The organism is Mycoplana ramosa (genome assembly GCF_041930185.1).
Taxonomy (GTDB): Bacteria; Pseudomonadota; Alphaproteobacteria; order Rhizobiales; family Rhizobiaceae; genus Mycoplana; species Mycoplana ramosa.
Genome location: NZ_JBHEEW010000014.1, coordinates 1 through 26,565, shown reverse-complemented (window position 1 = coordinate 26,565; position 26,565 = coordinate 1). Strand labels below are relative to the sequence as shown.

27 protein-coding genes are annotated in these 26,565 nt (G+C 64.3%); 21 read left to right on the top strand and 6 right to left on the bottom strand.

Going from position 1 to position 26,565, the window contains the following annotated elements; translation table 11 throughout:
• The first annotated feature begins 123 nt into the window (after positions 1–123).
• From JNC62_RS17160 to JNC62_RS17150, 3 genes are all read left to right on the top strand, one after another.
• Positions 124–1,809 (top strand): M10 family metallopeptidase C-terminal domain-containing protein, encoded by a 1,686-nt coding sequence (locus tag JNC62_RS17160; RefSeq protein WP_374840227.1) that lies wholly within the window; start codon positions 124–126, stop codon positions 1,807–1,809.
• A gap of 275 nt (positions 1,810–2,084) precedes the next feature.
• Positions 2,085–2,351, top strand: a complete 267-nt coding sequence (locus JNC62_RS17155) for a BON domain-containing protein (protein ID WP_374840226.1) — start codon at positions 2,085–2,087, stop codon at positions 2,349–2,351.
• A gap of 65 nt (positions 2,352–2,416) precedes the next feature.
• Entirely contained in the window at positions 2,417–4,084 is a 1,668-nt protein-coding gene (locus JNC62_RS17150; protein WP_374840225.1) for an AMP-binding protein, read from the top strand.
• A 124-nt stretch (positions 4,085–4,208) separates the two neighbouring features.
• Here the strand turns inward: JNC62_RS17150 and JNC62_RS17145 are convergent, their stop codons facing one another.
• Both JNC62_RS17145 and JNC62_RS17140 read right to left on the bottom strand, forming a co-directional pair.
• Positions 4,209–5,525, bottom strand: a complete 1,317-nt coding sequence (locus JNC62_RS17145) for an aspartate aminotransferase family protein (RefSeq protein ID WP_374840224.1) — start codon at positions 5,523–5,525, stop codon at positions 4,209–4,211.
• 3 nt (positions 5,526–5,528) lie between these two features.
• Positions 5,529–6,578 (bottom strand): phosphotransferase, encoded by a 1,050-nt coding sequence (locus JNC62_RS17140; protein ID WP_374840223.1) that lies wholly within the window; start codon positions 6,576–6,578, stop codon positions 5,529–5,531.
• A 207-nt stretch (positions 6,579–6,785) separates the two neighbouring features.
• On the opposite strand from JNC62_RS17140, the gene JNC62_RS17135 reads away from it, so the two are divergent.
• The 6 genes from JNC62_RS17135 to JNC62_RS17110 all read left to right on the top strand — a co-directional run bounded on the left by JNC62_RS17135 (position 6,786) and on the right by JNC62_RS17110 (position 12,663).
• A complete protein-coding gene (locus JNC62_RS17135) occupies positions 6,786–7,466 on the top strand; it encodes a GntR family transcriptional regulator (RefSeq protein ID WP_374840222.1) in 681 nt (226 codons plus the stop codon).
• Between the two features lie 78 nt (positions 7,467–7,544).
• The gene (locus JNC62_RS17130; protein ID WP_374840221.1) at positions 7,545–8,285 is read left to right on the top strand and encodes an SDR family NAD(P)-dependent oxidoreductase; all 741 of its coding nucleotides are present in this window, start codon (positions 7,545–7,547) and stop codon (positions 8,283–8,285) included.
• 195 nt (positions 8,286–8,480) lie between these two features.
• On the top strand, positions 8,481–9,521 hold the full coding sequence (locus JNC62_RS17125; RefSeq protein WP_374840346.1) for an ABC transporter substrate-binding protein: 1,041 nt from the start codon (positions 8,481–8,483) through the stop codon (positions 9,519–9,521).
• A gap of 101 nt (positions 9,522–9,622) precedes the next feature.
• Positions 9,623–10,702 (top strand): ABC transporter ATP-binding protein, encoded by a 1,080-nt coding sequence (locus tag JNC62_RS17120; RefSeq protein WP_374840220.1) that lies wholly within the window; start codon positions 9,623–9,625, stop codon positions 10,700–10,702.
• On the top strand, positions 10,699–11,877 hold the full coding sequence (locus JNC62_RS17115) for an ABC transporter permease (RefSeq protein ID WP_374840219.1): 1,179 nt from the start codon (positions 10,699–10,701) through the stop codon (positions 11,875–11,877). The genes JNC62_RS17120 and JNC62_RS17115 overlap by 4 nt, the downstream gene beginning before the upstream one ends.
• A 3-nt stretch (positions 11,878–11,880) precedes the next feature.
• Positions 11,881–12,663 (top strand): ABC transporter permease, encoded by a 783-nt coding sequence (locus JNC62_RS17110; RefSeq protein ID WP_374840218.1) that lies wholly within the window; start codon positions 11,881–11,883, stop codon positions 12,661–12,663.
• Positions 12,664–12,720: 57 nt separating this feature from the next.
• Here JNC62_RS17110 and JNC62_RS17105 read toward each other — a convergent pair whose 3' ends face one another.
• Together JNC62_RS17105 and JNC62_RS17100 are read right to left on the bottom strand one after the other, a co-directional pair.
• Positions 12,721–13,974, bottom strand: coding sequence for a GNAT family N-acetyltransferase (locus JNC62_RS17105; protein WP_374840217.1), 1,254 nt, complete (start codon positions 13,972–13,974; stop codon positions 12,721–12,723).
• Positions 13,975–13,979: 5 nt separating this feature from the next.
• Entirely contained in the window at positions 13,980–15,389 is a 1,410-nt protein-coding gene (locus JNC62_RS17100; RefSeq protein ID WP_374840216.1) for a lipopolysaccharide biosynthesis protein, read from the bottom strand.
• Between the two features lie 96 nt (positions 15,390–15,485).
• Here JNC62_RS17100 and JNC62_RS17095 point away from each other — a divergent pair, with 96 nt between their 5' ends.
• Complete coding sequence (locus JNC62_RS17095; RefSeq protein ID WP_374840215.1) at positions 15,486–15,758, top strand: hypothetical protein; 273 nt, start codon at positions 15,486–15,488, stop codon at positions 15,756–15,758.
• Positions 15,759–15,811: 53 nt separating this feature from the next.
• On the opposite strand, the gene secA is transcribed toward JNC62_RS17095, so the two are convergent.
• Positions 15,812–18,532 carry a preprotein translocase subunit SecA gene (gene secA, locus JNC62_RS17090; RefSeq protein WP_374840214.1) on the bottom strand — a complete coding sequence of 907 codons (2,721 nt, stop codon included), beginning with the start codon at positions 18,530–18,532 and terminating at the stop codon, positions 15,812–15,814.
• A gap of 231 nt (positions 18,533–18,763) precedes the next feature.
• Here secA and JNC62_RS17085 point away from each other — a divergent pair, with 231 nt between their 5' ends.
• The 6 genes from JNC62_RS17085 to JNC62_RS17060 all read left to right on the top strand — a co-directional run bounded on the left by JNC62_RS17085 (position 18,764) and on the right by JNC62_RS17060 (position 22,951).
• Positions 18,764–19,654: a peptidylprolyl isomerase gene (locus JNC62_RS17085; RefSeq protein WP_374840213.1), complete on the top strand. Its 891-nt coding sequence runs from the start codon at positions 18,764–18,766 to the stop codon at positions 19,652–19,654.
• A gap of 55 nt (positions 19,655–19,709) precedes the next feature.
• Complete coding sequence (gene argJ / locus JNC62_RS17080; protein ID WP_374840212.1) at positions 19,710–20,951, top strand: bifunctional glutamate N-acetyltransferase/amino-acid acetyltransferase ArgJ; 1,242 nt, start codon at positions 19,710–19,712, stop codon at positions 20,949–20,951.
• A gap of 17 nt (positions 20,952–20,968) precedes the next feature.
• The gene (locus JNC62_RS17075; RefSeq protein ID WP_374840211.1) at positions 20,969–21,778 is read left to right on the top strand and encodes a GNAT family N-acetyltransferase; all 810 of its coding nucleotides are present in this window, start codon (positions 20,969–20,971) and stop codon (positions 21,776–21,778) included.
• Entirely contained in the window at positions 21,775–22,191 is a 417-nt protein-coding gene (gene mutT, locus JNC62_RS17070; RefSeq protein WP_374840210.1) for an 8-oxo-dGTP diphosphatase MutT, read from the top strand. Before JNC62_RS17075 ends, mutT begins: the two co-directional genes overlap by 4 nt.
• 205 nt (positions 22,192–22,396) lie before the next feature.
• Complete coding sequence (locus JNC62_RS17065) at positions 22,397–22,720, top strand: hypothetical protein (RefSeq protein WP_192251198.1); 324 nt, start codon at positions 22,397–22,399, stop codon at positions 22,718–22,720.
• A gap of 60 nt (positions 22,721–22,780) precedes the next feature.
• Complete coding sequence (locus JNC62_RS17060) at positions 22,781–22,951, top strand: Flp family type IVb pilin (RefSeq protein WP_374840209.1); 171 nt, start codon at positions 22,781–22,783, stop codon at positions 22,949–22,951.
• 28 nt (positions 22,952–22,979) lie between these two features.
• Here the strand turns inward: JNC62_RS17060 and JNC62_RS17055 are convergent, their stop codons facing one another.
• Positions 22,980–23,849 (bottom strand): methyltransferase domain-containing protein, encoded by an 870-nt coding sequence (locus tag JNC62_RS17055; RefSeq protein ID WP_374840345.1) that lies wholly within the window; start codon positions 23,847–23,849, stop codon positions 22,980–22,982.
• 111 nt (positions 23,850–23,960) lie between these two features.
• Here JNC62_RS17055 and JNC62_RS17050 point away from each other — a divergent pair, with 111 nt between their 5' ends.
• From JNC62_RS17050 to JNC62_RS17030, 5 genes are read left to right on the top strand one after another with little or no spacing between them, the layout of a single operon-like run.
• Positions 23,961–24,713 carry a ComF family protein gene (locus JNC62_RS17050; protein ID WP_374840208.1) on the top strand — a complete coding sequence of 251 codons (753 nt, stop codon included), beginning with the start codon at positions 23,961–23,963 and terminating at the stop codon, positions 24,711–24,713.
• A 37-nt stretch (positions 24,714–24,750) separates the two neighbouring features.
• Positions 24,751–25,005, top strand: a complete 255-nt coding sequence (gene grxC / locus JNC62_RS17045) for a glutaredoxin 3 (protein WP_374840207.1) — start codon at positions 24,751–24,753, stop codon at positions 25,003–25,005.
• A 10-nt stretch (positions 25,006–25,015) separates the two neighbouring features.
• Entirely contained in the window at positions 25,016–25,873 is an 858-nt protein-coding gene (locus JNC62_RS17040; RefSeq protein WP_374840206.1) for a carbon-nitrogen hydrolase family protein, read from the top strand.
• The gene (locus JNC62_RS17035; RefSeq protein ID WP_108002628.1) at positions 25,870–26,298 is read left to right on the top strand and encodes a DUF1178 family protein; all 429 of its coding nucleotides are present in this window, start codon (positions 25,870–25,872) and stop codon (positions 26,296–26,298) included. Before JNC62_RS17040 ends, JNC62_RS17035 begins: the two co-directional genes overlap by 4 nt.
• A gap of 10 nt (positions 26,299–26,308) precedes the next feature.
• Positions 26,309–26,536, top strand: coding sequence for a hypothetical protein (locus JNC62_RS17030; protein ID WP_374840205.1), 228 nt, complete (start codon positions 26,309–26,311; stop codon positions 26,534–26,536).
• Positions 26,537–26,565: the final 29 nt, after the last annotated feature.

The window sequence follows — 26,565 nt, the reverse complement described above, 5'->3', positions numbered from 1 at the left end:
GAGCCCGACGACACTAGATTACCGGGGTCGGGCCCGCTCGCTGCAGGCGAGGCACGGCAAGGCGGAGTTGCGCGGAATGAGGCCGCGCAATGACCGATGCGGGTCTGCACGACGGAGTGAAAGATGTGCGCTGATCTCTTGCGGAGTATGTTTGCCATCGTGTGGCTGTCAGCCGCGCCGGCCGCCGCCTCGACGGTCACCGGCTTCCCGGATGCCACGACGACCGGCATTCCGGCCGGCACGAACCTGACCAAGTTCACCGGCACCTACCGGGTCACCCAGGACAACGCGGTGATCAGCAACCTGGAGGTCTTCGGCACCATCATCATCGACGCCAAGAACGTGACGATGAAGAACGTCAAGCTGGTCTCCGACACGCCCTGGCACGCACTGCGCGTCATGGACGGCGCCACCGGCTTCACCCTGCAGGACAGCGAGATCGACGGCCAGGGCAAGACCGTCAACGCCATCTACGGCAACGGCACGTTCCTGCGCAACAACCTGCATGACGTCGACAACGGCATCAACGTCGTCGGCCCGTCGGTGATCCGCGACAACTTCATCCACAGCCTGCGCGGCGGCAGCGACGCCCACTATGACGGCATCGAGATCAACGGCGGCGGCACCGACGCCCGCGGTGCGCATGACATCCAGATCATCCACAACACCGTCATCAACGACCACGGCCAGACCTCGGCGGTGATGATGAACAACGAGTTCGGCGGCCTGTCGAACATCACCATCGAGGGCAACCGCCTGGTCGGCGGCGGCTACACCGTCTACCTCGACGGCCGCAAGGGTGGCGGCACGGTCGACGACGCCTCGATCAAGATCATCAACAACCAGATCGGCACCGGCCAGTGGGGCAAGTTCTCGTTCTATAACGACAACCCCGTCGTCTCCGGCAACACTGATCTGGACACGATGCCGGATATGGGCGGTGTGACGCCGCCGCCGACGACTCCGCCCACCGAGCCGACCACTCCGCCGACCGAGCCGACCAACCCGGACCAGCCGGACACCGGCACGGATCAGCCCGACACCGGCACCGATGTCCCCAGCACGGGCAAGGTCCACCTCGGCACCGAAGGCAATGACAACATGCCGCTCGCCGGTCAGTCCAACGGTGGCAACGACACCTTCAAGGGCCTCGGCGGCAATGACGTCTTGAAGGGTGGCGCCGGCGCCGACGTTCTTGACGGTGGCAAGGGCACCGACACGGCGACCTACGCTGGCTCCTCGGCCGTCAACGTCAATCTCGCCACCGGTGTTGCGACGGGTGGTCACGCCCAGGGCGACAAGTTCGTCAGCATCGAGAACCTGACGGGCTCGAGCTACAACGACGTGCTGACGGGCAACGGCGGCCGCAACGTCATCGACGGTGGTGCAGGCAATGACACCATCAACGGTGGTGCCGGCAATGACACCATCCGTGGTGGAACCGGACAGGACACGCTGACGGGCGGCTCTGGCGCCGATGTCTTTACCTTCAAGACGGCGGCGGAAGCCGGGACCAACTGGAACCGTGATGTCATCACCGATTTCCAGAAGGGCCAGGACAAGATCGACGTGTCTGGCATCGATGCCAACGGTTCTGCGCGTGGCGACGGTACGTTCCACTTCCAGGCTCAGGAAAACGCCCTGTTCGATCGTAAGGCTGGTGCACTGGCCTGGCACCTGGAAGACAAGGCCGGTACTGCGAACGATCGCACCGTGATCCAGGGTGACCTCGATGGCGACGGCCGCCATGACTTCGAGATCCAGCTGACGGGTCTCGTCAACCTCACGGCCAGCGACTTCATCCTCTGATCCGCACTTTCCGGCGTGGCCCCAGTGCCACGCCGGAAGGAACAATCTGTCGAGGCCCGCCCCGGTGGCGGGCTTCGATGCATTTTCGGGGGGCAAACGGTCATCCGGATACTCCGATGGACGGATGTAGGACCAGAGCGCCCGGCCAGCGACACTCAAAGCCAGCCGTTCCCGCCTCGTGCTTCATATTTGGATCCCTCCGGGTCTTGACTGAAGGGAATGGCAGGAAAGATCACGATTGTATCTGATCGCTTAAAACCGCCGGGGAGGGTTCGATGGTTTTCAAGGAAGGTACGTTTCATGGTGAGGTGCCCGAGCATTTCGACGGTCCCGACCCGGCAATGCTCGAAACGGCGGTTGCGGACGCGCTTGCGGCCGCGGGCACGATCGATGCCTCGGACGTTGCCGTGACATGCGAGAACGGAACGGTGTTTCTGACCGGTCGTCTCGGCTCGCTTGCGGAAATTGACCGGGCGATCGCCATTGCCCGCTCCGTCGCCGGCGTCTCGGCCGTGGAGGCGCGGCTTTCAGCCGGACCGTGACCGGGACCGTTGCCGCCCCCAGGCAGGAAATGGTAGTGCATTGCAGCGAAAGGGACTGCACTGCAATGCTTGCCGAACGGACGACCTACGAGGATCTCTACCGCGACTTCCGCTGGAACATTCCGGCGCGGTTCAATATCGGAACCGCTGTCTCCGACGCGTGGGCGACCCGTGAGCCGGACCATGTCTGTCTCCAGCATTTCTGCGAGAATGGACATCACCGGAGTCTCACATACGCAGAACTGGCCGACCGCTCGTCGCGGTTTGCGCGCGGACTTGCGGCGCGCGGCGTGCAGGCCGGGGATCGTGTGGCGATCCTGCTGCCGCAGGGGTTCGAGACGGTGATCGCCCACGTTGCGATCTACAAGCTTGGGGCGATCGCCCTGCCGTTGGCGCTGCTCTTCGGCGAGGAAGCGCTGGAGTATCGCCTGCGCGATGCGGCGGCGAAGGCGATCGTGACCAATGGCTTCGGCCTCGAACGGCTGGAGATGGTGCGCGAGCGGCTCGAGGATCTAGCTCTCGTCGTGCTTTCGGACGACGCCGAGCGGGCCGGGACGGTGCCGTTCGCAACGATCGAGGAGCGTGCGGAGGGGCCCTTCGTCGCGGCCGAGACAGGCCCCGACGATCCGGCGCTGATGATCTATACATCTGGCACGACCGGCCCGCCGAAGGGAGCGCTGCACGGGCATCGCGTGCTGCTTGGACACGTTCCCGGTTTCCAGATGCATCATGAATTCCTGCCCCAGCCCGGCGACCGGATATGGACGCCGGCCGACTGGGCCTGGGCCGGCGGACTGCTCAATGTCCTCCTGCCCGCCCTTTTGCTCGGGGTGCCGGTCGTCTCCTCGCCGGGCCAGAAGTTCGATCCGCACATGGCCTATCGCATCATGGCGGAGATGAACGTGCGCAACGCCTTCATCCCGCCGACCGCCTTGCGCCTGATGAAGAGTGTCGAGGAGCCGCAAAAGCACTATCGCCTCAACCTGCGCACGATCGGCACGGCGGGGGAATCGCTCGGGCGGGAGACATGGGAGTGGGTACGCCGCACGCTCGGCGTCACCGTCAACGAGTTCTATGGCCAGACCGAGTGCAACATCGTCATCGGTTCGATCGGCAAACTCGGCGTCTCGCGCCCCGGTCCGATCGGCAGGGCGGTGCCCGGCCACGTCGTGGCGATCGTCGACGGGGAGGGGCGGGAACTGCCGCCGGGCGCCACCGGCCAGATCGCCGTGCGCCGGCCGGACCCGGTGATGTTTCTCGGCTACTGGAACAACGAGGCTGCGACCAAGGCGAAGTTCGTCGGCGACTGGATGACGACCGGCGACATGGGCCGCATGGACGACGAGGGGTACATTGCCTTTGTCGGCCGCGACGACGACGTCATTACCTCCGCCGGCTACAGGATCGGCCCCAGTGAGGTCGAGGACTGCCTGGCCGGCCACCCGGCCGTGCAGCTGGCGGCCGTGGTGGGCAAGCCGGACGCGGTGCGCACGGAAATCGTCAAAGCGTATGTCATGCTGCGCCCCGGCCATTCGGCGAGCGCGGATCTGGCCGCCGACATCCGCAACTGGGTCAAGATGCGGCTCTCCATGCACGAATATCCGCGCGAGGTTGAATTCGTCGACAGCCTGCCTCTGACGACCTCTGGAAAAATCATCCGGCGGGTTCTGCGCGAGCGTGCCGAGAAGGAGATCGGGCTGCCGGACAGTGCGGAAATGCTCCCCGTAGCCTGAGCGCGGTCGTTCAGTTCTGCCGGCCGCGCCTGGTCTTTGGCTCGGCCCTGCCTTGTCTCCCGAAAGCGGCTGTCGCTTCCGGGAGACACGCATCGTCCCAGATCGCCATGGCGGCGCCTGTTTCCTAGAGCGTCTTCAGCACGGTGCCGAGCGCCTCCACCAGCAGGTCGGCGTTTTCGCGGGAAAACACCAGCGGCGGGCGGATCTTCAGAACGTTGGCGTTGGGGCCGGAGGCGCTGATCAGCACACGGCGTTCGCGCAGGCCGTTGACGATCCGGGTCGTCAGGGCCGCATCCGGGCGCCTTTCGGCCGGATCGGCGACAATCTCGACGCCGATGAAGAGGCCGGAACCGCGCACGTCGCCAATCACCGGGTAAGTTCCCGAAAGGCTCTTCAGTCCGTCCATCAGGTAGCGGCCGACCTCCAGCGCGTTTTGCTGCAGGCCCTCGATGCGGACCGTGTCCAGCACGGCCTTGCCGGCGGCTGCGGCCACCGGGTTGCCGCCGAACGTGTTGAAATAGCGCGCCTGCGGGCCGAACTCGGCGATCACCTCCGGGCGGAGCACGATGCCCGCCATCGGATAGCCATTCCCCATCGGCTTGCCGATCGTCACCATGTCGGGCGCCACGCCATGGCGTTCGAAGCCCCACATCGCCTCCCCGGTGCGGCCGAATCCGGGCTGCACCTCGTCGGCGACAAAGAGGCCGCCCGCCTCATGGATTGCGTCCACGGAGGACTTCAGAAAGCCTTTCGGCCCGGCAAAGATGCCGTCGCTCGAAAAGATCGTGTCGGTGATCAGCATCGCCGGCTTGATGCCGTGGCGCTTCAGGTCGGCGATCGCCGCGCGGACGTCGCGGCCGAACTTCTCCATCACCACGTCGGCCGAGGAGCGGTAGCTGTCTGGGGCGGGGACGGTCCGCACATGCGGCCCGAGCGTTACGGATTCGCCGAGCGAAGGTGAAAATTCTGCCACCGCGCTGGTAAGCCCGTGATAGGCGAGTTCGGTCGCAATGATGCCGGTTCCGCCGGTCACGTATCGGGCGATCCGCACGGCAAGGTCATTCGCCTCGCTGCCGGTGCATGTGAACATGGCCTGGCTGAGGGCGTCGGGAAACGTGGCCGTTAGCGTCTCGGCGTAGTCGATGATGCCTTCGTGCAGGTAGCGGGTATGGGTGTTCAGAACCGCCGTCTGCTTCGTGATCGCCTCCACCACGCGCGGGTGGCAATGGCCGACCGAGGCGACGTTGTTGTAGGCATCGAGGTATTTTTCGCCCGCTGCGTCGTAAAGGTAGACGCCTTCGCCGCGCACAAGATGCAGCGGCTTCTCATAGAAAAGCCGATAGGCGGGGCCAAGTACCTTTTCCCGACGGGCGATCAAGGCTTTTTCGGCCTCGCCAAGCCGTTCGAAGTTTTCGCGCGAGAAAGCATTCACCATCGACATGATTCAGGCCTCTGGAAGGTTGGGCGCGAGCCGTTTCAGCCCCGCCGTTGTCAAATCCGATATGTTGAGAAGTCCCCGCCAGGCGGTTGCGTGGTTGCGCATGATGTAGTCGCGGTTTTCCGGGAACCGCGCCGAGCGCCACTCTCCAATGATGATGGACATGGCCAGGCGCGACCGCGTGAGGAGCGGCAGCAGCTCGATCTCGGCGGGCTCCAACGCCCGAACCGAAAGGAACCCCTCGAGGAAGGCGCCCGTGCGTGCCGCCCAATTCTCCGTCGACAGATGGTAGGCGAGCGCCACGGCAACGTCGTTGATCAGCGGGGCATGCACCATGTCGCCGAAATCGATGATGCCGACGACCTCGCTCGGGGCCGCCGGGTCGACCAGTATGTTGTGCGGGTTGAAGTCGTTGTGGATGATCTGGCGCCGCCTGAGCCCGGCGATGGCGGGAAGCGAGCGTTCGAACTCACTCAGGACTGTCTCCACCAGGGCCCGGCGCTCCGGTGCGACATGGTCGACGACGGCGGCAAGGTCGAGCGTGTGGGAGATATCCCACATCAGCTTGCCGGCAGGCGGGCGCCCCCTGTAGTCCTCAAGGCCCAGTCCGAGCGCGGCAAGGGCCCGGCCGACATCGCGGCTTTGGGCTTCGGAAGACGGGGTGCGGTACTGCAGTTCTCCGCGCAGGAACGTCAGCAGGCGCATGATGCGCGGGCCGTCCGCGGTGGAAAGCGTGTGGCTCGGCGTGCCGGCCGCGGTCGGCACCAGCCGGGGCACCGGCACGGCGGGCGCGTTTGCGGCCAGGTGCAGGAGCGCGCCATCCTGAAACTCGAGCGCGGCCGGCTCCTCGGCCGGGTTTGCGATCTTCAGGACGAATTCCGTCCCGTCGTCACGCGTGAACAGGAAGGTTTCGTCCCGCTCGCTCGAAAGCCGCTTCACTTTCCCGTGGGAACCGTAGACGCTCGCAACCGCAGCCTCGGCATCGGCGAGCGACGTTGCGCTCCATGACGCCGACATGGCATCCGTCTTCTTGGTTGCGGGCGATGGCTCCGTCATGCTTGCTCCGTTGCGCGGTTTCCCGCAAATCGTTTGACCCCGCCTGGCCTGTTGGACAGCTTCGCCCATTGGCAGGTCTGGCGCTATTGCTGCGATACGCTGCACGCCGCATCGGCAGAAAATGCCGCGCGGCGTCAGACTGCACTTGAAACACGTAAAAAAAGATGCATCAAGTATCTTGTTACGATTTTTGCCGGGTGAGTTGCAATGCCTGAGTTCGCGACACTGGATCACGCAAACCTGAACAGCGCTGTTTACGGTGCGCTATGCGATGCGCTGATGCAGGGTCGGTTCCAGCCGGGCGATCGACTGAAGATCCGCGATCTCGCCGAGCAATTCGGCACGAGCGTCACGCCGATCCGCGATGCCATCCTGCGGCTTGCAAACGACGAGGCGATCATCTTTCGCTCCCCGCGCGATATCCGCATCCCGGCCATGAGCGAGAGCCGCTATCGTGAAATCCGCGCCATTCGGATCAAGCTCGAGGGCTTGGCCGCCGAGACGGCAGCCCAGGTCGCGACCAGCGCCGATATCGAGGTGCTGGAACGGATTCTACGGGAAAACGAACATGCGATCGAAGTCGGCGACCGGCTTAAAGGTACAGAGCTCAACCAGGCCTTTCACTTCATGTTGCCGCAGATTGCTCAACTTCCGGTGCTTACCGTCATCCTGCGACGGCTCTGGCTGCAAATGGGGCCGCTTATTTCGGACGCCTATATTCCCGGCGGCCGTGCGATGATCGATCACCATTATCCCGTCGTTGATGCGCTGAAACGGCACGATTCGGCGGCCGCCTCCATGGCGATCGTCGACGATATCCTGCTCGGCGGCAAGCCGCTGCTCGACAGGATCGAGCACGGACTGGAGCGGGAGGCGCGCCAGGCCTAGCCTAACGTTCAGATCGGCACTTGCATTTCGCTGGTCCCTCTGATTACGATGTATCAAGCATCAATGGAGAATATCGGTATGACCGAAGAACGCCGCTACATGTTGCTGACGGGAGCAAGCCGCGGCATCGGTCATGCGACGGTCAAGCTCTTCCAGTCGAAGGGCTGGCGCATCCTTACCGTATCGCGCCAGCCGTTTTCGGAGGAATGCGCCTGGCCATCGGCCCGCGAGAGCCATATTCAGGCCGACCTTGCCGACCTGACCCAGATCGACCGCCTTGCCGCTACCGTGCGCGAACGCTTGCCGAATGGAAGGCTGCATGCGCTCGTCAACAATGCCGGCATTTCGCCGAAGGGCCCCGGCCGGAGCCGCCTCGGTGTTGCCGATTCGGACGCGGACGTGTGGACGCAGGTGCTCAACGTCAATCTCGTCTCGACGGCGCTGATCGCCCGCGCGCTTCTGCCGGAACTGGAAGCGGCAAAGGGCTCGATCGTCAACGTCACATCGATTGCCGGATCGCGCGTCCACCCGTTCGCAGGTGTTGCCTATGCGGCCTCCAAGGCGGCGCTTGCGGCGCTGACCCGGGAAATGGCGCATGAATTCGGCTGCCGGGGCATCCGGGCGAACGCGATTGCGCCGGGGGAGATCGAAACGTCGATCCTGTCGCCGGGAACAGACGCGCTCGTGGCTGCGGAAGTGCCGATGCGCAGGCTTGGCGAACCGCGCGAAGTGGCGGAAACCATCTATTTCCTCTGCTCGGAGCAGTCGTCCTATATCAACGGTGCCGAAATCCACATCAACGGAGGGCAGCACGCTTGACAGTCCGCAAGTGCGGGCAAATTGCCGTTGACCGGCAGTAAGGAATGCATCATTCGGTCGGGCAAACGCTCAGAGGAAAGAGCGACGACCGGAGAGTCGCCGATTGCGACCAACCTGCATGAGATCGACATCGGAGTCGGCGAACAAAGTCGGTTCCTTAACTACGAAGAAAAGGGGAATGCTATGAAAACAATCATGAAATCGGGTGTTCTGGCGGCAGCCGCCGTCGTGCTTTCCGCCGGGTTCGTCGCGCCGGTCTTTGCCCGCGACCTGACCGTCGTCTCTTGGGGCGGCAACTACCAGGATGCACAGCGCAAGATCTACTTCGAACCGTTCGCCGCTAAGACCGGCAAGCCGGTGCTCGACGAAGCGTGGGACGGCGGCATCGGCGTCATTCAGGCGAAGGTCAAGGCCGGCGCTCCGAACTGGGATGCGGTGCAGGTCGAAGCAGAAGAACTGGCGCTCGGCTGTGCCGACGGCCTGTACGAGAAAATCGACTGGGACAAGATGGGCGGCAAGGACAAGTTCCTGCCGTCTGCAGTCAACGATTGCGGCGTCGGCGCCATCGTCTGGTCGACGGCAATTGCCTATGACGGCGACAAGCTGAAGGAAGGCCCGGCTTCGTGGGCGGACTTCTGGAACGTGGAGAAGTTCCCCGGCAAGCGTTCATTGCGCAAGGGCCCGAAGTACACGCTCGAGTTCGCGCTGCTGGCCGATGGTGTGTCGAAGGATGAGATCTACGACGTCCTTGGCACCGATGAGGGTGTGGAGCGCGCCTTCAAGAAGCTGGACGAGCTGAAGCCGAACATCGTCTGGTGGGAATCCGGCGCGCAGCCGCTGCAGTTCCTGGCTTCCGGCGAAGTTGCCATGACGTCGGCCTACAATGGCCGCATCACCGGCATCAACCGGTCCGAAGGCAAGAACTTCAAGGTCGTCTGGCCGGGCAGCATCTATGCCGTCGATAGCTGGGTCGTGCTCAAGGACGCGGAAAACAAGGACGCGGCGCAGGATTTCATCGCCTTTGCGAGCCTGCCGGAGCACCAGGCCAAGCTGCCGGAATATGTCGCCTACGGTCTGCCGAACAAGGACGCTGCCGCGCAGGTCCCGGCGGACCTTGCCAAGGATCTGCCGACCGATCCGGCGAACATGGCGGAATCGATCTCGCTCAACACGGACTTCTGGATTGATAACGCCGAAACGCTGACGGCGCGTTTCAACGCCTGGTTGGCCCAGTAACGTATCCATGGAAAGGGCGCCGCCGGGCGGCGCCCTTCTGTCTGTCTGGACGCCTTTGCACCGGCTTTTGGCTGTGTGGCGCGCCTCCTCCGCATCTAGCTATGGAGCATTCCGTGGCCGAGTTCATCCGGTTTGACCGCATCACCAAATTTTATGGCCCGCTCTGCGTGGTCGAAAACCTCGATCTGAGCATTGGAAAGGGCGAATTCGTCAGCCTGTTGGGGCCGTCCGGCTCCGGCAAGACGACGCTTCTGATGATGCTCGCGGGCTTCGAGCAGCCGACCTCGGGTGGAATCCTTCTCGATGGAACGGCGATCAACGACGTGCCGACCCACAAGCGCGACATGGGCGTCGTGTTCCAGAGCTACGCCCTGTTTCCGCATATGTCGGTTGGCGAGAACATCGCCTTTCCGCTGCAGATGCGCGGCATCGGCAAGGCCGAAATTGCCAAGCGCGTGGCGCGGGCGCTGGACATGGTGCAGCTCTCGGCCCTCAGCGATCGCCGGCCATCGCAACTCTCGGGCGGCCAGCAGCAACGCGTGGCGCTCGCCCGCGCACTGGTGTTCGAGCCGCGCGTCGTGCTGATGGACGAGCCGCTCGGCGCGCTCGACAAGCAGTTGCGCGAACAGATGCAACTGGACATCCGCGACCTGCATCGGCGGCTCGGCCTGACGATCGTATTCGTCACCCACGACCAGTCGGAAGCTCTCACCATGTCGGACCGGGTCGCGGTCTTCAACAAGGGCAAGATCGAGCAGATCGGCACGCCGCGGCAGGTCTATGATGAGCCGGCGACGCGCTTCGTGGCCGAGTTCATCGGCGAAACCAACCTGGTCGAGGGCGTCGTCGAGGCCGTCCAGGGGCAGGAAGCGACCGTGCGGCTGCCATCCGGCGCACACATCGTTTCGGCCCTTTCCGGCACGGTCGCGTCCGGCCAGCCGGTCTACCTGTCGATCCGGCCGGAGCGGGTCGATCTCAGCGAGACCCGCGGCGATGCGCGCAATTGCCTGGAAACGGAGGTCACCGATTCCGTCTATCAGGGCGATCACCTGCGCGTGCAGTTGCAGAACGCTACCCATTCGCTGATCGCCAAGCTCGGCCGGCGTTCGCGGGAATTCCCGCCCGGGACCAAGGTCTATGCGGCCTTTTCGGCGAGCGATTGCCGGGTCATTGCGCCATGAGTGCAAGAAAAACCCGGACCGGCCGGTCGCTTCTCCTCATGGCACCGCTTTTGCTGTTCCTTATCGGCTTTTTCGTCTGGCCGCTGTCCAGCATGATGTCCGAGTCGGTCTCCGATACGGCCGTGCTGCGCCTTCTGCCGCGCAGCGCCGAGGTCCTCCAGGACTGGGACCGCAAGTCCGCTCCGACCATGCAGATGCAGACCGCGCTGATGGAGGACCTGCAGGCCGTCAACGACGACCAGGCCCTCGGTGACATGGTGCGCCGCCTCAACAGCGCCCGTTCCGGATTCCGCACGCTGATGTCGAAGACGACGAGTGCCCTTGCAGACACCGAAAACCCGCCCGCTGATCTGGCCTCCATCGACAAGCGCTGGGAGAAGCCCGAGTTCTGGCTGGCGATCGCCGACGCGCTCTCGCCGCTGACCGATCGCAACCTGCTCGCCGCCATCGACCTTGGCCGCAATGCGGACGGCGCAATCGTGGCCTTGCCCGCCGACCAGTCGGTCAATCGCGTCATTCTCGTGCGGACTTTCTGGATCGCCGCGCTTGTTACCTTCGCCTGCGCCTGCATCGGCTTTCCCTATGCGATGATCGCAGCCTCGCTCACCGGCTGGAAACGCGACCTGATGCTGGGCGCCGTGCTGCTGCCGCTCTGGACCTCGCTTCTGGTGCGCACGGCTGCCTGGTTCATCCTGTTGCAGGAGAAGGGGTTGATCAACGATCTGCTGCAATGGCTGCGCCTCATCGATGGGCCATTGCCGCTGATCTTCAACCGCACCGGCGTCATCATCGCCATGACCCATGTCCTGCTGCCCTTCATGGTCCTGCCGATCTACTCGGTGCTCATCACCATCCCGAAGAACCTGATGCCGGCGGCGGCCTCGCTCGGGGCGCATCCGATGCGTGCCTTCCTGCGCGTGCTCCTGCCGCTCAGCCTTCGCGGCGTCGCCTCCGGCAGCTTGCTCGTCTTCATCTCGGCGATCGGTTACTACATCACGCCAGCGCTGATCGGCGGTCCGGGAGACCAGATGATCAGCTCGATCATCGCCTTCTACGCAACGGGTTCGGCGAACTGGGGCATGGCGGGCGCGCTCGGCGTCGTGCTGCTCGCTGCAACGCTTGTGCTCTACAGTGTCTATGCGCGGCTGTCCGCCGAAGAGCCGGGGAGGCGCTAAGCGATGCCGATGAAGCTCACGAAACTTGCCTTCGCGTCGCTGACGATCCTGTTCCTGGTCGCGCCGCTCATCGCCATCCTGCCGCTCGCCTTCACCTCGAGCGTCATCCTGACCTATCCGATCCCGTCCTATTCGCTGCGCTGGTTCGAGGAACTGTTCACGGCGGATGCCTGGCGCAGGGCGATCATCAACAGCCTGATCATCGGCACCGGCACGACGCTGCTCGCCACGGTGCTTGGGACGGCTGCGTCACTGGGCCTGCGCAATAGGCTGGTGTTCTTCCGCGGGTCGATACGCACGCTGTTCCTGTTGCCGATGGTCGTTCCGGCCGTCGTGCTCGGGGTCGGCATGCAGGTGCTGCTCGCGCGGTTCGGATTGATCAACAGCTATGCCGGCGTGATCATCGCCCATACGGTCGTCGCGGTGCCCTTCGTCGTGGTCAGCGTCACCGGTGCTCTGACCGGCATCGACGAGCGGGTGGAACTCGCCGCCCAGAGCCTCGGCGCGGCGCCAACCACGGTGTTCCGGCGGGTCACCCTGCCGCTGGCCATGCCTGGCGTGCTTTCCGGCGCGGTGCTCGCCTTTGCCACGTCGCTCGACGAGGTGGTGCTGACGCTGTTCGTCGCGGGGCCCAACCAGCGCACGCTGGCTCGGCAGATGTTCTCCAGCATACGGGAAAACATCAGTCCGGCGATTGCGGCAGCGGCTTTCCTCTTCATTGCCGCCACAATCCTGGTCGGCCTGGCCGTCGTGCTGTCCCGGTCCTTGCTGGCGAAGCGGCGATAGCATCGCCGGTCAGTCTGCCAGCGAGACCGGCGGCGTTCTCAATCAGGCGCTGCGCGCTCAGCGCTTTGCCAGTGCGCGGATCTTGTCGCGCAGCAGGCGCGCGACGTTGCGGGTGTTGCGATACAGATGCAATTGCGTCGCGACCTGGCGGACGTCGCGGTCCCGGTTCTGCTGCAGGCCGATGACCAGCGTTCCCATGTCCTCGCGCTCCTTCCAGAATCGGCTCATCACGGGGTGATCCGGAACGGCGCAGGAATCGGAGCGGACGATGTTGGCATCGTCGAGGTGCCACTCGGTGAGCTGGGCCACAAGCAGCTTGCCCGGCGAGAAGCGGGCAAAAGCCTCGTCATAGGCAGTCTTCCAGGTATAGGCTTCGCCGCCGCCGAGAAACACGATCATGGAGGCGATCGCCTTGCCATCGAGGTCGAGCGTATGGATGCGAACGCTGTCTGTCTCGGCGAGGTTGGTCACGGCTTCGCGCGCAAAGGCGGCGCGGTAGCGGTCGTTGATCATCGCCGTGCGGCCACGGCCCTTCCAGCCAGCCGCCTCCAGCAACAGGAACTGCTCCATCCGCAGTCGGATCTCGGCCGGCTGGCGGGCGACGTTATAGACGATTTCTCCCATTTCCTCGAGCTTTCGCCACTGCCGCTGCAGTTCGCGGAAATGCTGCGGCGAGATGGCGCGCCTCAGATAGGTCGGCCCATCCAGAAGGCTCTCCAGCATCGGTCGCCGGTACGTGCCCGTGACCGTCAGCGGCAGGTTTCGACCGATCGCGACGGCACGCGCGAGCGCAGCAAAGGGCCCGTCCAGCCGCAAGTCTGGCAGCACCAGAACGGTCGGCAAGCCATTTCCGGGGGCGGCCAGCGCCTCGTAGAGATTGTCGATCGTTTCGGCGGCGTCTTCCGTGTCGACCAGGGGTGTGCCCAGCGGGCCAAAAGGGTTTGACCAGGCGCGGATAATACCCGTTCCCACAGAAAAGCCGGGCTTTTCGACCGAGAAGGGCATCAGCAGGCGGATGCGGCTGCGTCGCCCATCCTCGTCACGGATCAGCGACAGGCGCACCGTGCGATCCTCGAGGCGCGGCATGGCAGGGGCGAGAAAGCGACCGGTGAAGAAAACGTTGGGCTCCAGCGCGCGGTTGGCGAGGAAGTCGAGCTCCTGCTGCAGTTCATAACCGGCGACCGCCGGGTACAGCGAGAGCGAGCGGCCGGGGCGACCGACAGGGATGCGGCGCTCGGCAGCAGGCGCCTGCGGCGCCCCGCCGGACGGTCTGCCGTCTGTCTCGTTGCCCGATCCCGAAATGAATGCCATGTCAGTCAATCCTGTCCTGCCGCGGCCTTCGCCGGCGCGGCGAACGCGAAGAGGGAGATGTTCAGGGTGCGGCGCACGGCGGCGAACAGGAGCAGAGCCTCGATCGCCATCGCGCCGGCTGTGGCGAAGGCGGCCCCGGTGATGCCAAAAGGCGGAATCAGGGCCATGTTGAGGCCGAGGTTGGCAGCGAGCGCTACCGCATAGAGGCCCATGCAGAGCTTCTGCTGGCCGGCCATCGTCAGCAGCACCTCGCCCGGTCCCACGGCGGCTTTTGCCAGAATGCCGAAAAACAGGATCACCATGACGCCGTAGCCCGCCGTGAAGGCGGGTCCGAACAGCGACAGCAGGAAGTCACCCACCAGCAGGACGCTACCCCCGACGACCAGCGACGGCCAGAAGCTCCAGCGTACGGTCTCGGCGGCGAAGGCGGCCAGGCTCCGGCGATCGCCCTGGCCATAGAGCGAGGAAAAGCGCGGCGCCGCGGCGGCCTTGACGGAGAACAGCACGAAATGGACGAGCGCCATCGTCTTGGCCGCGGCGAAATAGATCGCCACGCTTTGCGGGTCGAGTACGAGGCCGACAACCACGACGTCGGAATTCGTCAGCAGGAATCCGAATCCTTCGATCAGGAAAATCGGCAGCGCCATCCGGATCCAGGTTCCGAACTCGATATGGTGCTGTCCGCGCCGGTAGGTGCGCCGAAGCCGGAGGGCGACGTTGAAGAATTGCCCGACCGAGGTGAGATAGGTTGCAGCCAGCGCGGCGCCCATCGCTGTTTTCGCGGATTGAGGCGCCCCCAGCCAGACCGCGCCGACCAGAAACAGCAGGATCAGCAGCGGGCGCACGATGTAGGTCGGGCTCAGCGCCACGATGGCCCAGCTGTGGGCGCGGGCCGTCCCCTCCAGGACATCGCCGAGTGCGATCATCGGCAGGCAGAACAGGCCGAGATAGATGGGAATGACGTAATAGTGCTCGAGGTGATCCGCAAACAGCCAGAGGCCGAGCAAGCCCGAGGCCGCCAGCAGGCTCGCCGACACCAGGGCGAAGCTGCGGGCCGTGGCCGTCAGGCCGCGAATTTCGTCGAAGGCGTTGCGGGCGCTGTATTCGGGCAGGAAGCGCACGACCGTCGAGTGGAAGCCGAGGCATGAAAGATTGCCGAACAGGACCACCAACACCCAGACGAAGACAAAAATGCCGTACTCGAACTCTCCCATCATCCGCGCCATGACGATCTGGGAGACGAAGGCGATGGCCGCACTGACGATGCGGATGACGAAAGCGACCAGGGCCATGCGCTGGGCGCGCATACGCGGATCGGTTGCGGCCACGATGTCGGCCAGGTGGCGCAAGGCAGGCGCGACCCTGCGGCGCAGCCCGCTTGGCAGCAGCTTTTCCGCCGACTGAATGACCGCCATGAACACAGAAATCCGCACGCAACACAAAACACAGGCGTGCAGTCTTGTCAGATCAGGGTTAACAAAGGGTGGGTACCGGCCAGGCAGGGGAGGGATATGGCGATCGATCCACAAGAAAGAGCGCGCATGCTGAGGGCGCATTCCATCGGGCCGACGATGGTTCGTTATCTCGAGCAGATCCGGATCGAGCGTCTGTCGGATCTGGTGGGCGCGAACGCCGAGGAACTGGCCTTCCGTATCGATATTCTGTGTGGCCGCAAGCACATGAACAGGTTGGGGGTCGCGGCACTGGCGAACCTGATCGCGCTGGCGGAGGCGGAGTGTGGCAATGCCCGAGAAACAGAGATGCCGCCCGTAGGCGGCATCTGATGGTTTGACGTCCTTGGCAGATCGTTGGACCCAACCAGCGGTCTGGACCTAAGCTAGACCTGTTCGAACGCGCCGTGGCAGTGCTTGTATTTCTTGCCTGAGCCGCACGGGCAAGGCTCGTTGCGCGCGACCTTGCCCCAGGTCGATGGGTTCTGCGGATCGCGGTCGGCGGGGTTGACCGAGACGGCCATGAAACCGCTGCCTTCGCCGAAATCGTCCTCGCCGGTCGTTCCGTCGATGTGGTGCCCCTCCATCACCGGAAGGGCCGGGGCCGGGGCCTCGGCCGCCTCGCGCACGAGCTCGACCCGCATCAGTTGCCCGGTCACGGTCTGGCGCAGGTTGGCCAGCAGCGCCTGGAACAGCTCGAAGGCCTCACCCTTGTATTCCTGCAGCGGATCGCGCTGGGCGTAGCCGCGGAAACCGATGACGGAGCGCAGGTGATCGAGGTTGACGATGTGCTCTCGCCACAGATGGTCGATCGTTTGCAGCACGACCGACTTCTCGACATAGGCCATGATCTGCGGCCCGAAGCGCTCGGCGCGGTCGGCGGCGGCCTGGTCTGCGGCGGTCTTGACCCGGGTCAGGATGTCGGCTTCGTCGATGCCTTCCTCGGCCGCCCACTGCTCGATCGGCAGATCCAGGTTCAGGTGCTGGGCGACGCCTCCCTTTAGGCCCGCGACATCCCACTGCTCGGCATAGGCGTGCTCGGGAATGTGCAGTTTGACGAGGTTCTCGATCACCTCGTGGCGCATGTCCTCGACGATGTCTGTCAGGCTCTCGGCGTCCATCAGCTCGAGCCGCTGCTCGAAGATGACCTTGCGCTGGTCGTTCAGCACGTCGTCGTACTTCAGCAGGTTCTTGCGGATGTCGAAGTTGCGCGCCTCGACCTTCTTCTGCGCCCGCTCCAGCGCCTTGTTGATCCAGGGATGAACGATCGCCTCGCCCTCCTTCAGGCCGAGTTTCTGCAGCATCCCGTCCATGCGGTCGGAGCCGAAGATGCGCATCAGGTCGTCCTGCAGCGACAGGTAGAACTTCGAGCGGCCGGGGTCGCCCTGGCGGCCGGAGCGGCCACGCAGCTGGTTGTCGATGCGGCGGCTTTCGTGCCGTTCGGTCGCAAGGACATAGAGCCCGCCGGCGGCAAGCGCCTGCTCCTTCAGCTTCTTGACTTCCTCGATGACCGCCGCGCGCCTGGCGTCGCGCTCCGGGCCAGGCTCGAGTTCGGCCAACTCACGCTCCAGGCGCATTTCGAGGTTGCCGCCGAGCTGGATGTCGGTGCCGCGGCCGGCCATGTTGGTGGCAATGGTGATCGCACCCGGCACGCCCGCCTGGCTGACGATGTAGGCTTCCTGCTCGTGATAGCGCGCGTTCAGCACCTGGAAGTTCTTCACGCCAGACATTTTCAAGCGTTCGGCCAGGAGTTCCGACTTCTCGATCGAGGTCGTGCCGACCAGGATCGGTTGGCCGCGCTTCTGCGCGTCCTTGATCTCCTCGATGATCGCCTTGTACTTCTCTTCCGCCGTCCGGTAGACCTCGTCGTCCTCGTCAAGGCGCTTGATCGGCAGGTTGGTCGGTACCTCCACGACTTCCAGGCCGTAGATGTTGCCGAACTCTTCCGCTTCCGTCGAAGCCGTACCGGTCATGCCGCCGAGCTTTTCGTACATCCGGAAGTAGTTCTGGAAGGTGACGGACGCCAGCGTCTGGTTTTCCGGCTGGATCTGTACCTTCTCCTTGGCCTCCAGTGCCTGGTGCTGGCCCTCCGAGTAACGACGGCCCGGCATCATGCGGCCGGTGAACTCATCGATGATGACGATCTCGTCGTTGCGGACGATGTAGTCCTTGTCGCGGGTAAAGAGCTTGTGGGCCTTCAGAGCATTGTTGATGTGGTGGACGATGGCTACGTTCTCGACGTCGTAGAGCGACTCGCCCTTCAGAAGGCCCGCATCGCGCAGCAGGTTCTCCAGCTTTTCCGTGCCGACTTCGGAGAAGTTGGCGGAACGCTGCTTTTCATCGATCTCGTAGTCCTCCTCCGACAGCATCGGGATGAAGGCGTCAATCGTCATGTAAAGATCGGAGCGGTCGTCGAGGGGGCCGGAGATGATCAGCGGCGTGCGCGCCTCGTCGACCAGGATCGAGTCCACTTCGTCGACGATCGCGTAGTAGTGGCCGCGTTGCACCATCTGGGCGCGGTCATACTTCATGTTGTCGCGCAGATAGTCGAAGCCAAGCTCGTTGTTGGTCGCATAGGTGATGTCGCAGGCATAGGCCTCGCGGCGCTGGTCGTCGTCGAGACCGTGGACGATCACGCCGGTCGTCATGCCGAGAAAACCGTAGATCTTGCCCATCATGGCCGCATCGCGGCGGGCCAGATAGTCGTTGACGGTGACGACGTGCACCCCCCGGCCGGCAAGGGCGTTCAGATAGACCGGCAGCGTGGCGACCAGCGTCTTGCCTTCGCCGGTCTTCATCTCCGCGATCGATTTTTCATGCAGGATCATGCCGCCGATGAGCTGTACGTCGAACGGGCGCAGGCCGAGCACCCGCACCGCGGCCTCGCGGACCACGGCGAAGGCCGGGACGAGCAGGTCGTCCAGCGATTTTCCGTCCGCAAGCTCCTTGCGGAACTCCAGCGTCTTGAGGGCGAGCTGCTCGTCTGAAAGCGCCTTCATCTCGGCTTCGAGGGCATTGATCGCGTCGACCCGGGGCTTGTAAGAGCGGACGCGGCGCTCGTTGGACGAGCCGAACAGTTTGCGGGCGAGGCCGCCGAGGCTGACCATCGGGATGGTCCTTTCTTTGGTGTCGGGGGCGTTTCGCTGGGCTTACGAGATGCGCGCAAAGCCGTGAAACGCCCGGAAACGTTCTGGACGCGAGATTGCGTGACAGATAAGAGGGGGGTCGAATGATGTCAACGGCGCAATCGGTTACACAACCGCCACATTCCGGTGCTGTTCAACCGTTCGAGTGCCCGTTTCGTATCGAAGTCGGCCGTCTGTGAAAGGTTTATGAGGATGTTCAAATTCAGCAAGCTTGCAGCCGTCGCGCTCATCGCGATCGCCGCTGCCCACGGCGCGGCCTTTGCCGAGGACAAGCCCGATCCGGTCGTCGCCAAGGTCGGTGGGGTCGAAATCCGCCAGTCCGAGGTCGATCTCGCCACGGCCGGCCTCGACCCGCAACTCGCAAACCTGCCGCCCGAGCAGAAAACGGTTGCAGCGCTTTCGGCCCTGATCGACGTCAAGCTGCTCGCCGCCGACGCGGCGAAAGAAGGGCTGGAAAACGACACGACGTTCAAGCAGCGTGTCGCCTATCTGACCGAGCGCGAACTGCACAACGCCTATTTCAAGAAGCACGTTGTCGACGCGATAACACCGGAAGAGGTGAAGGCCCGCTACGATAAGGAGATCGCCGCGGTCGAGCCGCAGGAAGAAGTGCGCGCGCGCCACATCCTGGTCAAGACCGAAGAGGAAGCGAAGGAGATCATCGTCGCCCTCGACGCTGGCAAGAACTTCGCCGATCTGGCCAAGGAAAAGTCGACCGATGCCGCGTCCGAAGGCGGTGACCTCGGCTATTTCACCAAGGGCCGCATGGTGCCCGAATTCGAGGCGGCCGCCTTCGCGCTCGAAAAGGGCGCCTACACGAAGACCCCGGTCAAGACGCAATTCGGCTTCCACGTCATCCTCGTCGAGGACAAGCGCGAGCAGGCCCCGCCGACGCTGGAGCAGGTCGAGCCGCAGGTTCGCCAGATGGTCATGCGCGACAAGTACATCGCGCTTATCGAGACGGCAAAGGCCTCGGCGGCCGTCGAAATCGAGGATCCGGAGCTGAAGAAGACCTACGACGAGATCAACAAGCCGCAGGCCGGTGCGGAGAGCGAGCCGGCCGCGGAGCCGAAAAAGAACTGATCTTTATACTGGCCCGCCAACTATGGCGGGCCTTCCACTGCTTACGGGAAATGCCATGTCCGCTACCGTCTCGCCGCTTGCCCCGAAATCCTACGCCGATATGCCGCCGGTCCGTGGCGTGCGCATGGCAACCGCCGCCGCCGGCATCAAGTACAAGGGGCGCACCGATGTGCTGATGATGGTGTTCGATTCGCCGGCTGCCGCGGCCGGCGTTTTCACGACGTCCAAGTGTCCATCGGCACCCGTGGACTTCTGCAAGGAAAACCTTTCGGGCGGCAAGGCTCGCGCAGTGGTCGTCAATTCCGGCAACGCAAATGCGTTCACCGGGCGCAAGGGGCGTGAAGCCACGGCGATGACGGCGGCGGCTGCCGCCAAGGCCGTTGGGTGCGCCGGGGGCGAGGTGTTCCTCGCCTCCACCGGCGTGATCGGCGAACCGCTCGACGCCACGAAATTTTCCGGCGTGCTGGATGAACTTGCGGTCTCGGCCAAGGAGGATTTCTGGCTCGAGGCGGCAAAGGCGATCATGACCACGGATACCTATCCGAAGGTCGCCACGCGCACGGCCCGGATTGGCGGCGTACCTGTTCGCATCAATGGCATTGCCAAGGGGGCGGGCATGATCGCGCCGGACATGGCGACGATGCTCTCCTTTGTGGTGACGGATGCTGATATCCCGGCGGCCGTGCTGCAGACGCTTCTTTCCGAAGGCGTCGGCCCGACCTTCAACTCGGTGACGGTCGACAGCGACACGTCCACCTCCGACACTCTGATGCTGTTTGCCACCGGGGCGGCCGCAGCCGACGGTCAGCCGGCGATAACGGGCGCGGCAGACGCGGCGCTCGCCGAGTTCCGGGCGGCGTTGAACGACCTGTTGAAAGATCTCGCCCTGCAGGTGGTGCGCGACGGCGAAGGCGCGCGCAAAATGGTGGCGGTCACGGTCGAGGGCGCCGAGAACGACGCCGCGGCCAAGCGCATTGCATTGTCTATAGCCAATTCGCCGCTGGTCAAGACGGCCGTTGCCGGCGAAGACGCCAACTGGGGGCGGGTGGTGATGGCCGTGGGCAAGTCCGGGGAGATGGCCGACCGCGATCGCCTCGCGATCTGGTTTGGCGACGTGCGCGTGGCCGTCGACGGCGAGCGGGATCCGAACTATTCGGAACAGGCGGCATCCGCCGTCATGAAGGAACAGGACATCGCCGTCCGTGTCGACATTGGCCTCGGTTCCGGCAGGGCGACCGTGTGGACCTGCGATCTCACCAAGGAATATGTCGAGATCAATGGCGACTATCGCAGCTGATGGTCGGGGTGGCCAACATGACCGATCCTGACCTCGCTCGCATCAGGGAGCAGAACGCCATGGTTGACCTGGCAAGCGTGCGCCGGCTCGAAGCCGTCGGCTTTCGTGCCTGGCCGGCCGCGTCTACCCAGTACGACGGCAGCTGGCTCATCCGCCTGACCGCCGGCCATCCGTCCAAGCGGTTGAATTCCGTCAACCCGCTCGATCCGTCCGACACGCGCGATATCGCCGTTCGGCTGGACAAGGCCGGCAAGCGCTTTTCCGATTACGGGCGGCCACTGCTTGTTCGCCAGACCCCGCTTGCACCGCCTGCGCTGGTGGCTTTCATGGATGAGGCCCGGTGGACGCGTGTGAACGAGACGGCGGTCATGATGGTGGATCTCACCGAGACCGTAACGGCTGAGAGTGCCGACGGCGTGGAACACGTACCGAGCCGCGACGTCGGCCGCTTCGTCGATGCCCGCATCCGCGTTGCCGGCGAGGACCCGGCGCTCAAGCCCGGCCTCACCGAGATCGTCAGTGCGATCAAGCCGGAGGCGGGGCTGTTCATCTTCGAGGAGCCGGGTTTCGGCCCGTGCGCGGTCTCGCTGACGGTTCAGGACAACGATCTGGCCGGAATTCTCCAGCTCGCCGTTGCAGCGGAACTTCGCGGACGCGGCCTCGGCACGACCATTTTGCATTCCTCCATGCGCTGGGCCCGGCTGCGCGGCGCCAAGCGGGCCTGGGTGCAGGCCGAAGTCGACAACGCGAGCGCGCTGACGCTCTATCGCCAGGCAGGCTTCCGCGAAGTCTATCGCTACATCTACCGTGGGCCGGAAAAGCCATGACGCCATCAGCCCCCCGCAAAGTCGTCCTCGTTGCCGCCTGTGCGCTGATCGACGCGGATGGGCGTATTCTCCTGGCGCAGCGGCCGGAGGGAAAGGCGCTCGCCGGCCTGTGGGAGTTTCCAGGCGGCAAGGTCGAGCCGGGCGAAACGCCGGAGGAGACGCTGATCCGCGAGTTGCATGAGGAGCTCGGGATCACGACGAAGGTCGCGTGCCTGGCGCCCCTGACGTTTGCGAGCCATGCCTATGACGATTTCCACCTGCTGATGCCGCTCTATGTCTGCCGGCGCTACGAGGGCACGGCGCACGGCCGTGAGGGACAGGCGCTGAAATGGGTCAAGCCGAAGATGCTGCGGGACTATCCGATGCCGCCGGCCGACGAGCCGTTGATCCCCTATCTGATGGATTTGTTGTGATATCGCGTCACGACGGGATCTTTCTCTGCCTTCGTTAATCCATCGTTTATCTCCGTCGTCCAAATAATGGGCTTGCTGTTGCGTTGCCGTGCCGTTGGGCGTGGGGCGTCGTGGCACTTTTGAACCGGCGCAGGTTGCAGTCCGTTGTCCGGGCTTCCGACCGCGGAGCTTGCGTCAGTATGAAGGTCCATCGAAAGTTACGGAAATGCGGGACGACGAATTCTGGCAAGCAGTTCAAGACAAGGAACTGACGACGGTGTCCGGAAACGGTCGCACCGGTGTGCTCAACCTTGCGCTCTTGTTCGGTACGGCGGCGATCGCGCTTGCGCTGGTCCTGACGCCGGTCCTATCGTCCAAGACGAATACGCGCATCATGGCGCAAACGCCGGACGAGTTCGACATGATCTCCACCGGATCGGTGCCGAAACGCGGTGAAGGCAAGCGCTACACGGTTCGCCGGAGCGTGTTGCAGGAAATGCCCGGCGCGGTCTGTATTGTCGATGGAAACGGCGTCTCAAGCGGCTGCTGAACGCGTTCGACCTGTCGCATTCCCGCCAAGCTCAATGGTGCCAACGGAGGCGAGGTCGCAATGCGCATGTTCATATCTCTCATGCTGGATCGAAGCGGTACGACCGCGATCGAATACGGCCTCATCGCTGCTCTTGTTTCCCTGGGCCTGATCGGCGGATTGCTGGCGCTCAGCGACAATCTGGCCAACGTCTTCCTGACGGTGGAAGAGAGTGTGAAGGGCGCGGTTTAAGGCAACCCGCAACCGTTCCTGGCGCTGTCTAATCGAGCGGCTTCGCCTTGAGCGCATCGGCCAGCCTTGCTTTTGCCGATCCGGGCTTGAGCGGCTTTTGCTGGCTTTCATGCGGCGCCCAGCCGGAGGCGTAGATGACCGTGAACGTCGCGCGAATCCGGCCGTCCGGATCCGAATAGCGCTCGGCATAGAGTTCGGCCGCCCGCATGAAGAAGGCCTGCGACAAGGGCTTGCGGCTGCGGGCGACGAGCGGGTTCGCCATCCCCATGGCGCGCAGGTCGCGCATCAGCGGAAAAATCGAATCGTAGCGGACGGTATAGGTCTCCTTGTCCGTAACGGGCAACGCGAAGCCCGCGCGCTGGAGCAGGGCGCCGACATCGCGAATATCGGCAAACGGAATCACGCGCGGGCTGGCGCCGCCGGTGCGCTCGATCTCGACCTGCAACAGCACGTCGCGCAGTTCCTGAAGGGTGTCGGCGCCGGGGATGGCGGCGAGGAAGAGCCCGTCGGGCTTGAGCGCCCGACGGATCTGCACGAAGACCCCGGGCGTGTCGTTTGTGAGATGCAGCGACAACGGTGAGACGGCAAGATTGATCGATGCAGCCTCCAGCGGCAGGTGCTCGAGCGGGGCCGCCATGAAGACATCGCCGGCTTTAGCGAAAGCAGGGGCGGTCTCGATCCGCGTGAAATGCCCGATCTTTCCCGTTCGCTGCAAAGCGTCGGCGACGATGCCGTGGTAGCCGTGGATTTCCACCGCTTCGTCAAAGCGACGTTCGATGACGCCGAGCCGCTCGGCCAACTCGTCGGCCGCCACCTTGAGCAGGAAATCCGCCTGCGGCATCCGAAGCGTGCGCAGCCTGTTCGTCTCAACCAGGGCTTGATCGAAGATCGCTTCCAATGGACAATTCCTGTCTTCGGGGCCGACGTTCGCGCCGGCGCTCATCTTGTCATGCAAAGGCGACATGGAAATAGGAATGTCAATCACGTGACGCAAACCGGGTTCGCCAAAATGCGCTCGATGGCCGCGAGCGGCGGTCGCAGGGCGGCCCTGGCATTGGTTGATTTCGTCTACCCGCCGACCTGCCCCGGCTGCCAGGTGCTCGTCGGCCGGCATGCCGGCATCTGCGGCCGTTGCTGGTCCGCCTTGCGCTTCATCGAGCGGCCGTATTGCGAGGTCCTCGGCATGCCCTTCTCGCAGGACCTTGGTTCGGAAATTTTGAGCGCCGAGGCGATCGCCAACCCGCCCCCCTTTGCCCGCCTCCGATCGGCGGTGGTGCATGACGGACTGGCGCGCACGCTGGTGCACGGCTTGAAATATCGCGACCGCACGGAGCTTGCGCCGATGATGGCGGCCTGGATGGTGCGGGCCGGCGACGGGCTGATCGAGGCAAGCGACCTGATCGTGCCGGTGCCGCTCCATAGTTACCGCCTTTTCATGCGCAAGTTCAATCAGTCGGGCGAGCTTGCGCGCGCCATCGCCCGTCAGACCGGCAAGCCGCTCGTCATTGGCGCGCTGCGGCGGACGCGTCGCACGAGGCAGCAGATCGGACTGAGTGCGGCGGCGCGGCAGGACAATGTTCAGGGTGCGTTTGCGGTGACACCGTTCGGCAAGGAAGCGCTGTTCGGCAAGCGTGTCCTTCTCGTCGACGACGTCTACACGACCGGAGCGACCGTATCGGCCGCAACCCGCGCGCTCAGGCGCGGCGGCGCCGCGGAGGTCGGCGTTTTGACCTTTGCAAGGGCCCTCGGCAACCATATATGAAGGAACGGAAAACCGTTCGTATGGAGAAATTGCAGGCATGGCATCGGTCGATATCTACACGCGGCAATTTTGCGGCTACTGCGCCGCGGCCAAGAAACTGCTCGAAACGAAGGGGGTCGCCTATCGCGAGTATGACGCGACCAATGCTCCGGAAATCCGGCAGGAGATGATCGACCGGTCCGGCCGCAAGACCTTCCCGCAGATCTTCATCGATGGGGCCCATGTCGGCGGCTGCGACGATCTGCACGCGTTGGAGCGTGCCGGCAAGCTCGATCCGCTGCTGGCTGCCTGAGGAGGTCTCGATGACCGTGAAGATCGCCGCCGTCCAGATGTGTTCCGGGATCGACCCGAAGGCCAACGCCGAAACCATGGCCAGGCTGGTGCGCCAGGCCGCGGCCGCCGGCGCCGTCTACGTGCAGACCCCCGAGATGACCGGCGCGGTGCAGAAGGACCGGGCGGGGCTGCAGGCGATCCTCAAGGGCGAGGACGATGACCTGATCGTCCGCACGGCGGCCGGCCTTGCGGCTGAGCTCGGCATCTACCTGCATGTCGGCTCGACGGCGATCGCGCTTGCCGATGGCAAGCTTGCCAACCGCGGTTTCCTGTTTGCGCCGAACGGCGCCCGCGTCTGCAGCTACGACAAGATCCACATGTTCGACGTCGACCTCGACAACGGCGAGAGCTGGCGCGAGAGCGCGGCCTACACGCCCGGGAACGTCGCCAAGGTGGCGCACTTGCCCTTCGCGAAGCTCGGCTTTGCCATCTGCTACGACGTGCGCTTCCCCGAGCTTTTCAAGGCCGAAGCCCAGGCCGGTGCGCAGATCATCTCCGTTCCGGCCGCCTTCACCCGGCAGACCGGCGAGGCGCACTGGGAGACGCTGATCCGGGCCCGCGCGATTGAGAACGGCGTCTTAATCATCGCCGCCGCCCAGGCCGGGGTGCATGAAGACGGGCGCGAGACCTTCGGCCATTCGATCATCGTCGATTCGTGGGGCAGGGTGCTGGCCATGGCCGGCGGCACGGGGGAGGCGGTGATTGTCGCCGACGTCGACGTCGGGGCGGTCAGGGCCGCGCATGACCGGATCCCCAACCTCAGGAACGGACGCACGTTCACGGTGGAAGAGGTGGCGCTGCCGGCGAAGGGAGGCGTTGCCGCGTGATCCGCTACGACCTCGTCTGTGACAATGCCCACGAATTCGAGGGCTGGTTCGGCTCGGCCGACGATTTCGACCGGCAGAAAGAGCGCTCCCTCGTCAACTGCCCCACCTGCGGCTCGCCGCGGGTGACGAAACGCCTGATGGCCCCGTCGGTTTCGACCGCCCGCAAGAAGGAAGAGCGGCGGCACGCCGTGATGAACGCCCACAATCAGGAGATGATCGGCAAGTTGCGCGAGCTCGTGACCGCGATCAAGGCGAACGCCGAGGACGTGGGCGACCGCTTCCCCGAAGAGGCGCGCAAGGTTCACTACGGCGAGGCCGAACAGCGCGGCCTGATCGGTAAGGCGACGGCCGAGGAGGCCCGCGCGCTGATCGAGGAGGGCGTCGAGATCGCCCCGCTGCCGGTCCTGCCAGACGACAAGAACTGAGCAGCCGCGAATGGCGGGCCATCATCTCGCGCTGTACAATTTCGGCCTGCACGTCGACGACTACGACAGTCCCGCCGTCGAAGGCTTCCGCCTGCGCATCACTGTCGCTCTGGCGCGTGCTTTCGTTGAAAGTCTGGCACCAGTACTTCCGGCAGGCGGACGAGCGCAGTCGGACAGGGCCGGCTGCCCTCTGTTGTTTGACACGAAGGACCGGAATTACCGGGAATATCTGGGATAAGGCGGGAACTGGCGCTAAAGCCCCGGAAA

Excerpts from the sequence above, each read along its gene's own strand:
- JNC62_RS17100 (WP_374840216.1), bottom strand. The coding sequence starts at position 15,389 with ATGGCGGTCATTCAGTCGGCGGAAAAGCTGCTGCCAAGCGGGCTGCGC.
- JNC62_RS17060 (WP_374840209.1), top strand. The coding sequence starts at position 22,781 with ATGCGCATGTTCATATCTCTCATGCTGGATCGAAGCGGTACGACCGCG.
- JNC62_RS17040 (WP_374840206.1), top strand. The coding sequence starts at position 25,016 with ATGACCGTGAAGATCGCCGCCGTCCAGATGTGTTCCGGGATCGACCCG.
- JNC62_RS17150 (WP_374840225.1), top strand. The coding sequence starts at position 2,417 with ATGCTTGCCGAACGGACGACCTACGAGGATCTCTACCGCGACTTCCGC.
- JNC62_RS17115 (WP_374840219.1), top strand. The coding sequence starts at position 10,699 with ATGAGTGCAAGAAAAACCCGGACCGGCCGGTCGCTTCTCCTCATGGCA.
- JNC62_RS17110 (WP_374840218.1), top strand. The coding sequence starts at position 11,881 with ATGCCGATGAAGCTCACGAAACTTGCCTTCGCGTCGCTGACGATCCTG.
- JNC62_RS17095 (WP_374840215.1), top strand. The coding sequence starts at position 15,486 with ATGGCGATCGATCCACAAGAAAGAGCGCGCATGCTGAGGGCGCATTCC.
- JNC62_RS17130 (WP_374840221.1), top strand. The coding sequence starts at position 7,545 with ATGACCGAAGAACGCCGCTACATGTTGCTGACGGGAGCAAGCCGCGGC.
- JNC62_RS17140 (WP_374840223.1), bottom strand. The coding sequence starts at position 6,578 with ATGACGGAGCCATCGCCCGCAACCAAGAAGACGGATGCCATGTCGGCG.
- JNC62_RS17105 (WP_374840217.1), bottom strand. The coding sequence starts at position 13,974 with ATGGCATTCATTTCGGGATCGGGCAACGAGACAGACGGCAGACCGTCC.
- JNC62_RS17155 (WP_374840226.1), top strand. The coding sequence starts at position 2,085 with ATGGTTTTCAAGGAAGGTACGTTTCATGGTGAGGTGCCCGAGCATTTC.
- JNC62_RS17135 (WP_374840222.1), top strand. The coding sequence starts at position 6,786 with ATGCCTGAGTTCGCGACACTGGATCACGCAAACCTGAACAGCGCTGTT.
- JNC62_RS17065 (WP_192251198.1), top strand. The coding sequence starts at position 22,397 with ATGCGGGACGACGAATTCTGGCAAGCAGTTCAAGACAAGGAACTGACG.
- JNC62_RS17085 (WP_374840213.1), top strand. The coding sequence starts at position 18,764 with ATGTTCAAATTCAGCAAGCTTGCAGCCGTCGCGCTCATCGCGATCGCC.
- argJ (WP_374840212.1), top strand. The coding sequence starts at position 19,710 with ATGTCCGCTACCGTCTCGCCGCTTGCCCCGAAATCCTACGCCGATATG.
- grxC (WP_374840207.1), top strand. The coding sequence starts at position 24,751 with ATGGCATCGGTCGATATCTACACGCGGCAATTTTGCGGCTACTGCGCC.
- JNC62_RS17125 (WP_374840346.1), top strand. The coding sequence starts at position 8,481 with ATGAAATCGGGTGTTCTGGCGGCAGCCGCCGTCGTGCTTTCCGCCGGG.
- JNC62_RS17120 (WP_374840220.1), top strand. The coding sequence starts at position 9,623 with ATGGAGCATTCCGTGGCCGAGTTCATCCGGTTTGACCGCATCACCAAA.
- JNC62_RS17160 (WP_374840227.1), top strand. The coding sequence starts at position 124 with ATGTGCGCTGATCTCTTGCGGAGTATGTTTGCCATCGTGTGGCTGTCA.
- JNC62_RS17030 (WP_374840205.1), top strand. The coding sequence starts at position 26,309 with ATGGCGGGCCATCATCTCGCGCTGTACAATTTCGGCCTGCACGTCGAC.
- mutT (WP_374840210.1), top strand. The coding sequence starts at position 21,775 with ATGACGCCATCAGCCCCCCGCAAAGTCGTCCTCGTTGCCGCCTGTGCG.
- JNC62_RS17075 (WP_374840211.1), top strand. The coding sequence starts at position 20,969 with ATGACCGATCCTGACCTCGCTCGCATCAGGGAGCAGAACGCCATGGTT.
- JNC62_RS17050 (WP_374840208.1), top strand. The coding sequence starts at position 23,961 with ATGCGCTCGATGGCCGCGAGCGGCGGTCGCAGGGCGGCCCTGGCATTG.
- secA (WP_374840214.1), bottom strand. The coding sequence starts at position 18,532 with ATGGTCAGCCTCGGCGGCCTCGCCCGCAAACTGTTCGGCTCGTCCAAC.
- JNC62_RS17145 (WP_374840224.1), bottom strand. The coding sequence starts at position 5,525 with ATGTCGATGGTGAATGCTTTCTCGCGCGAAAACTTCGAACGGCTTGGC.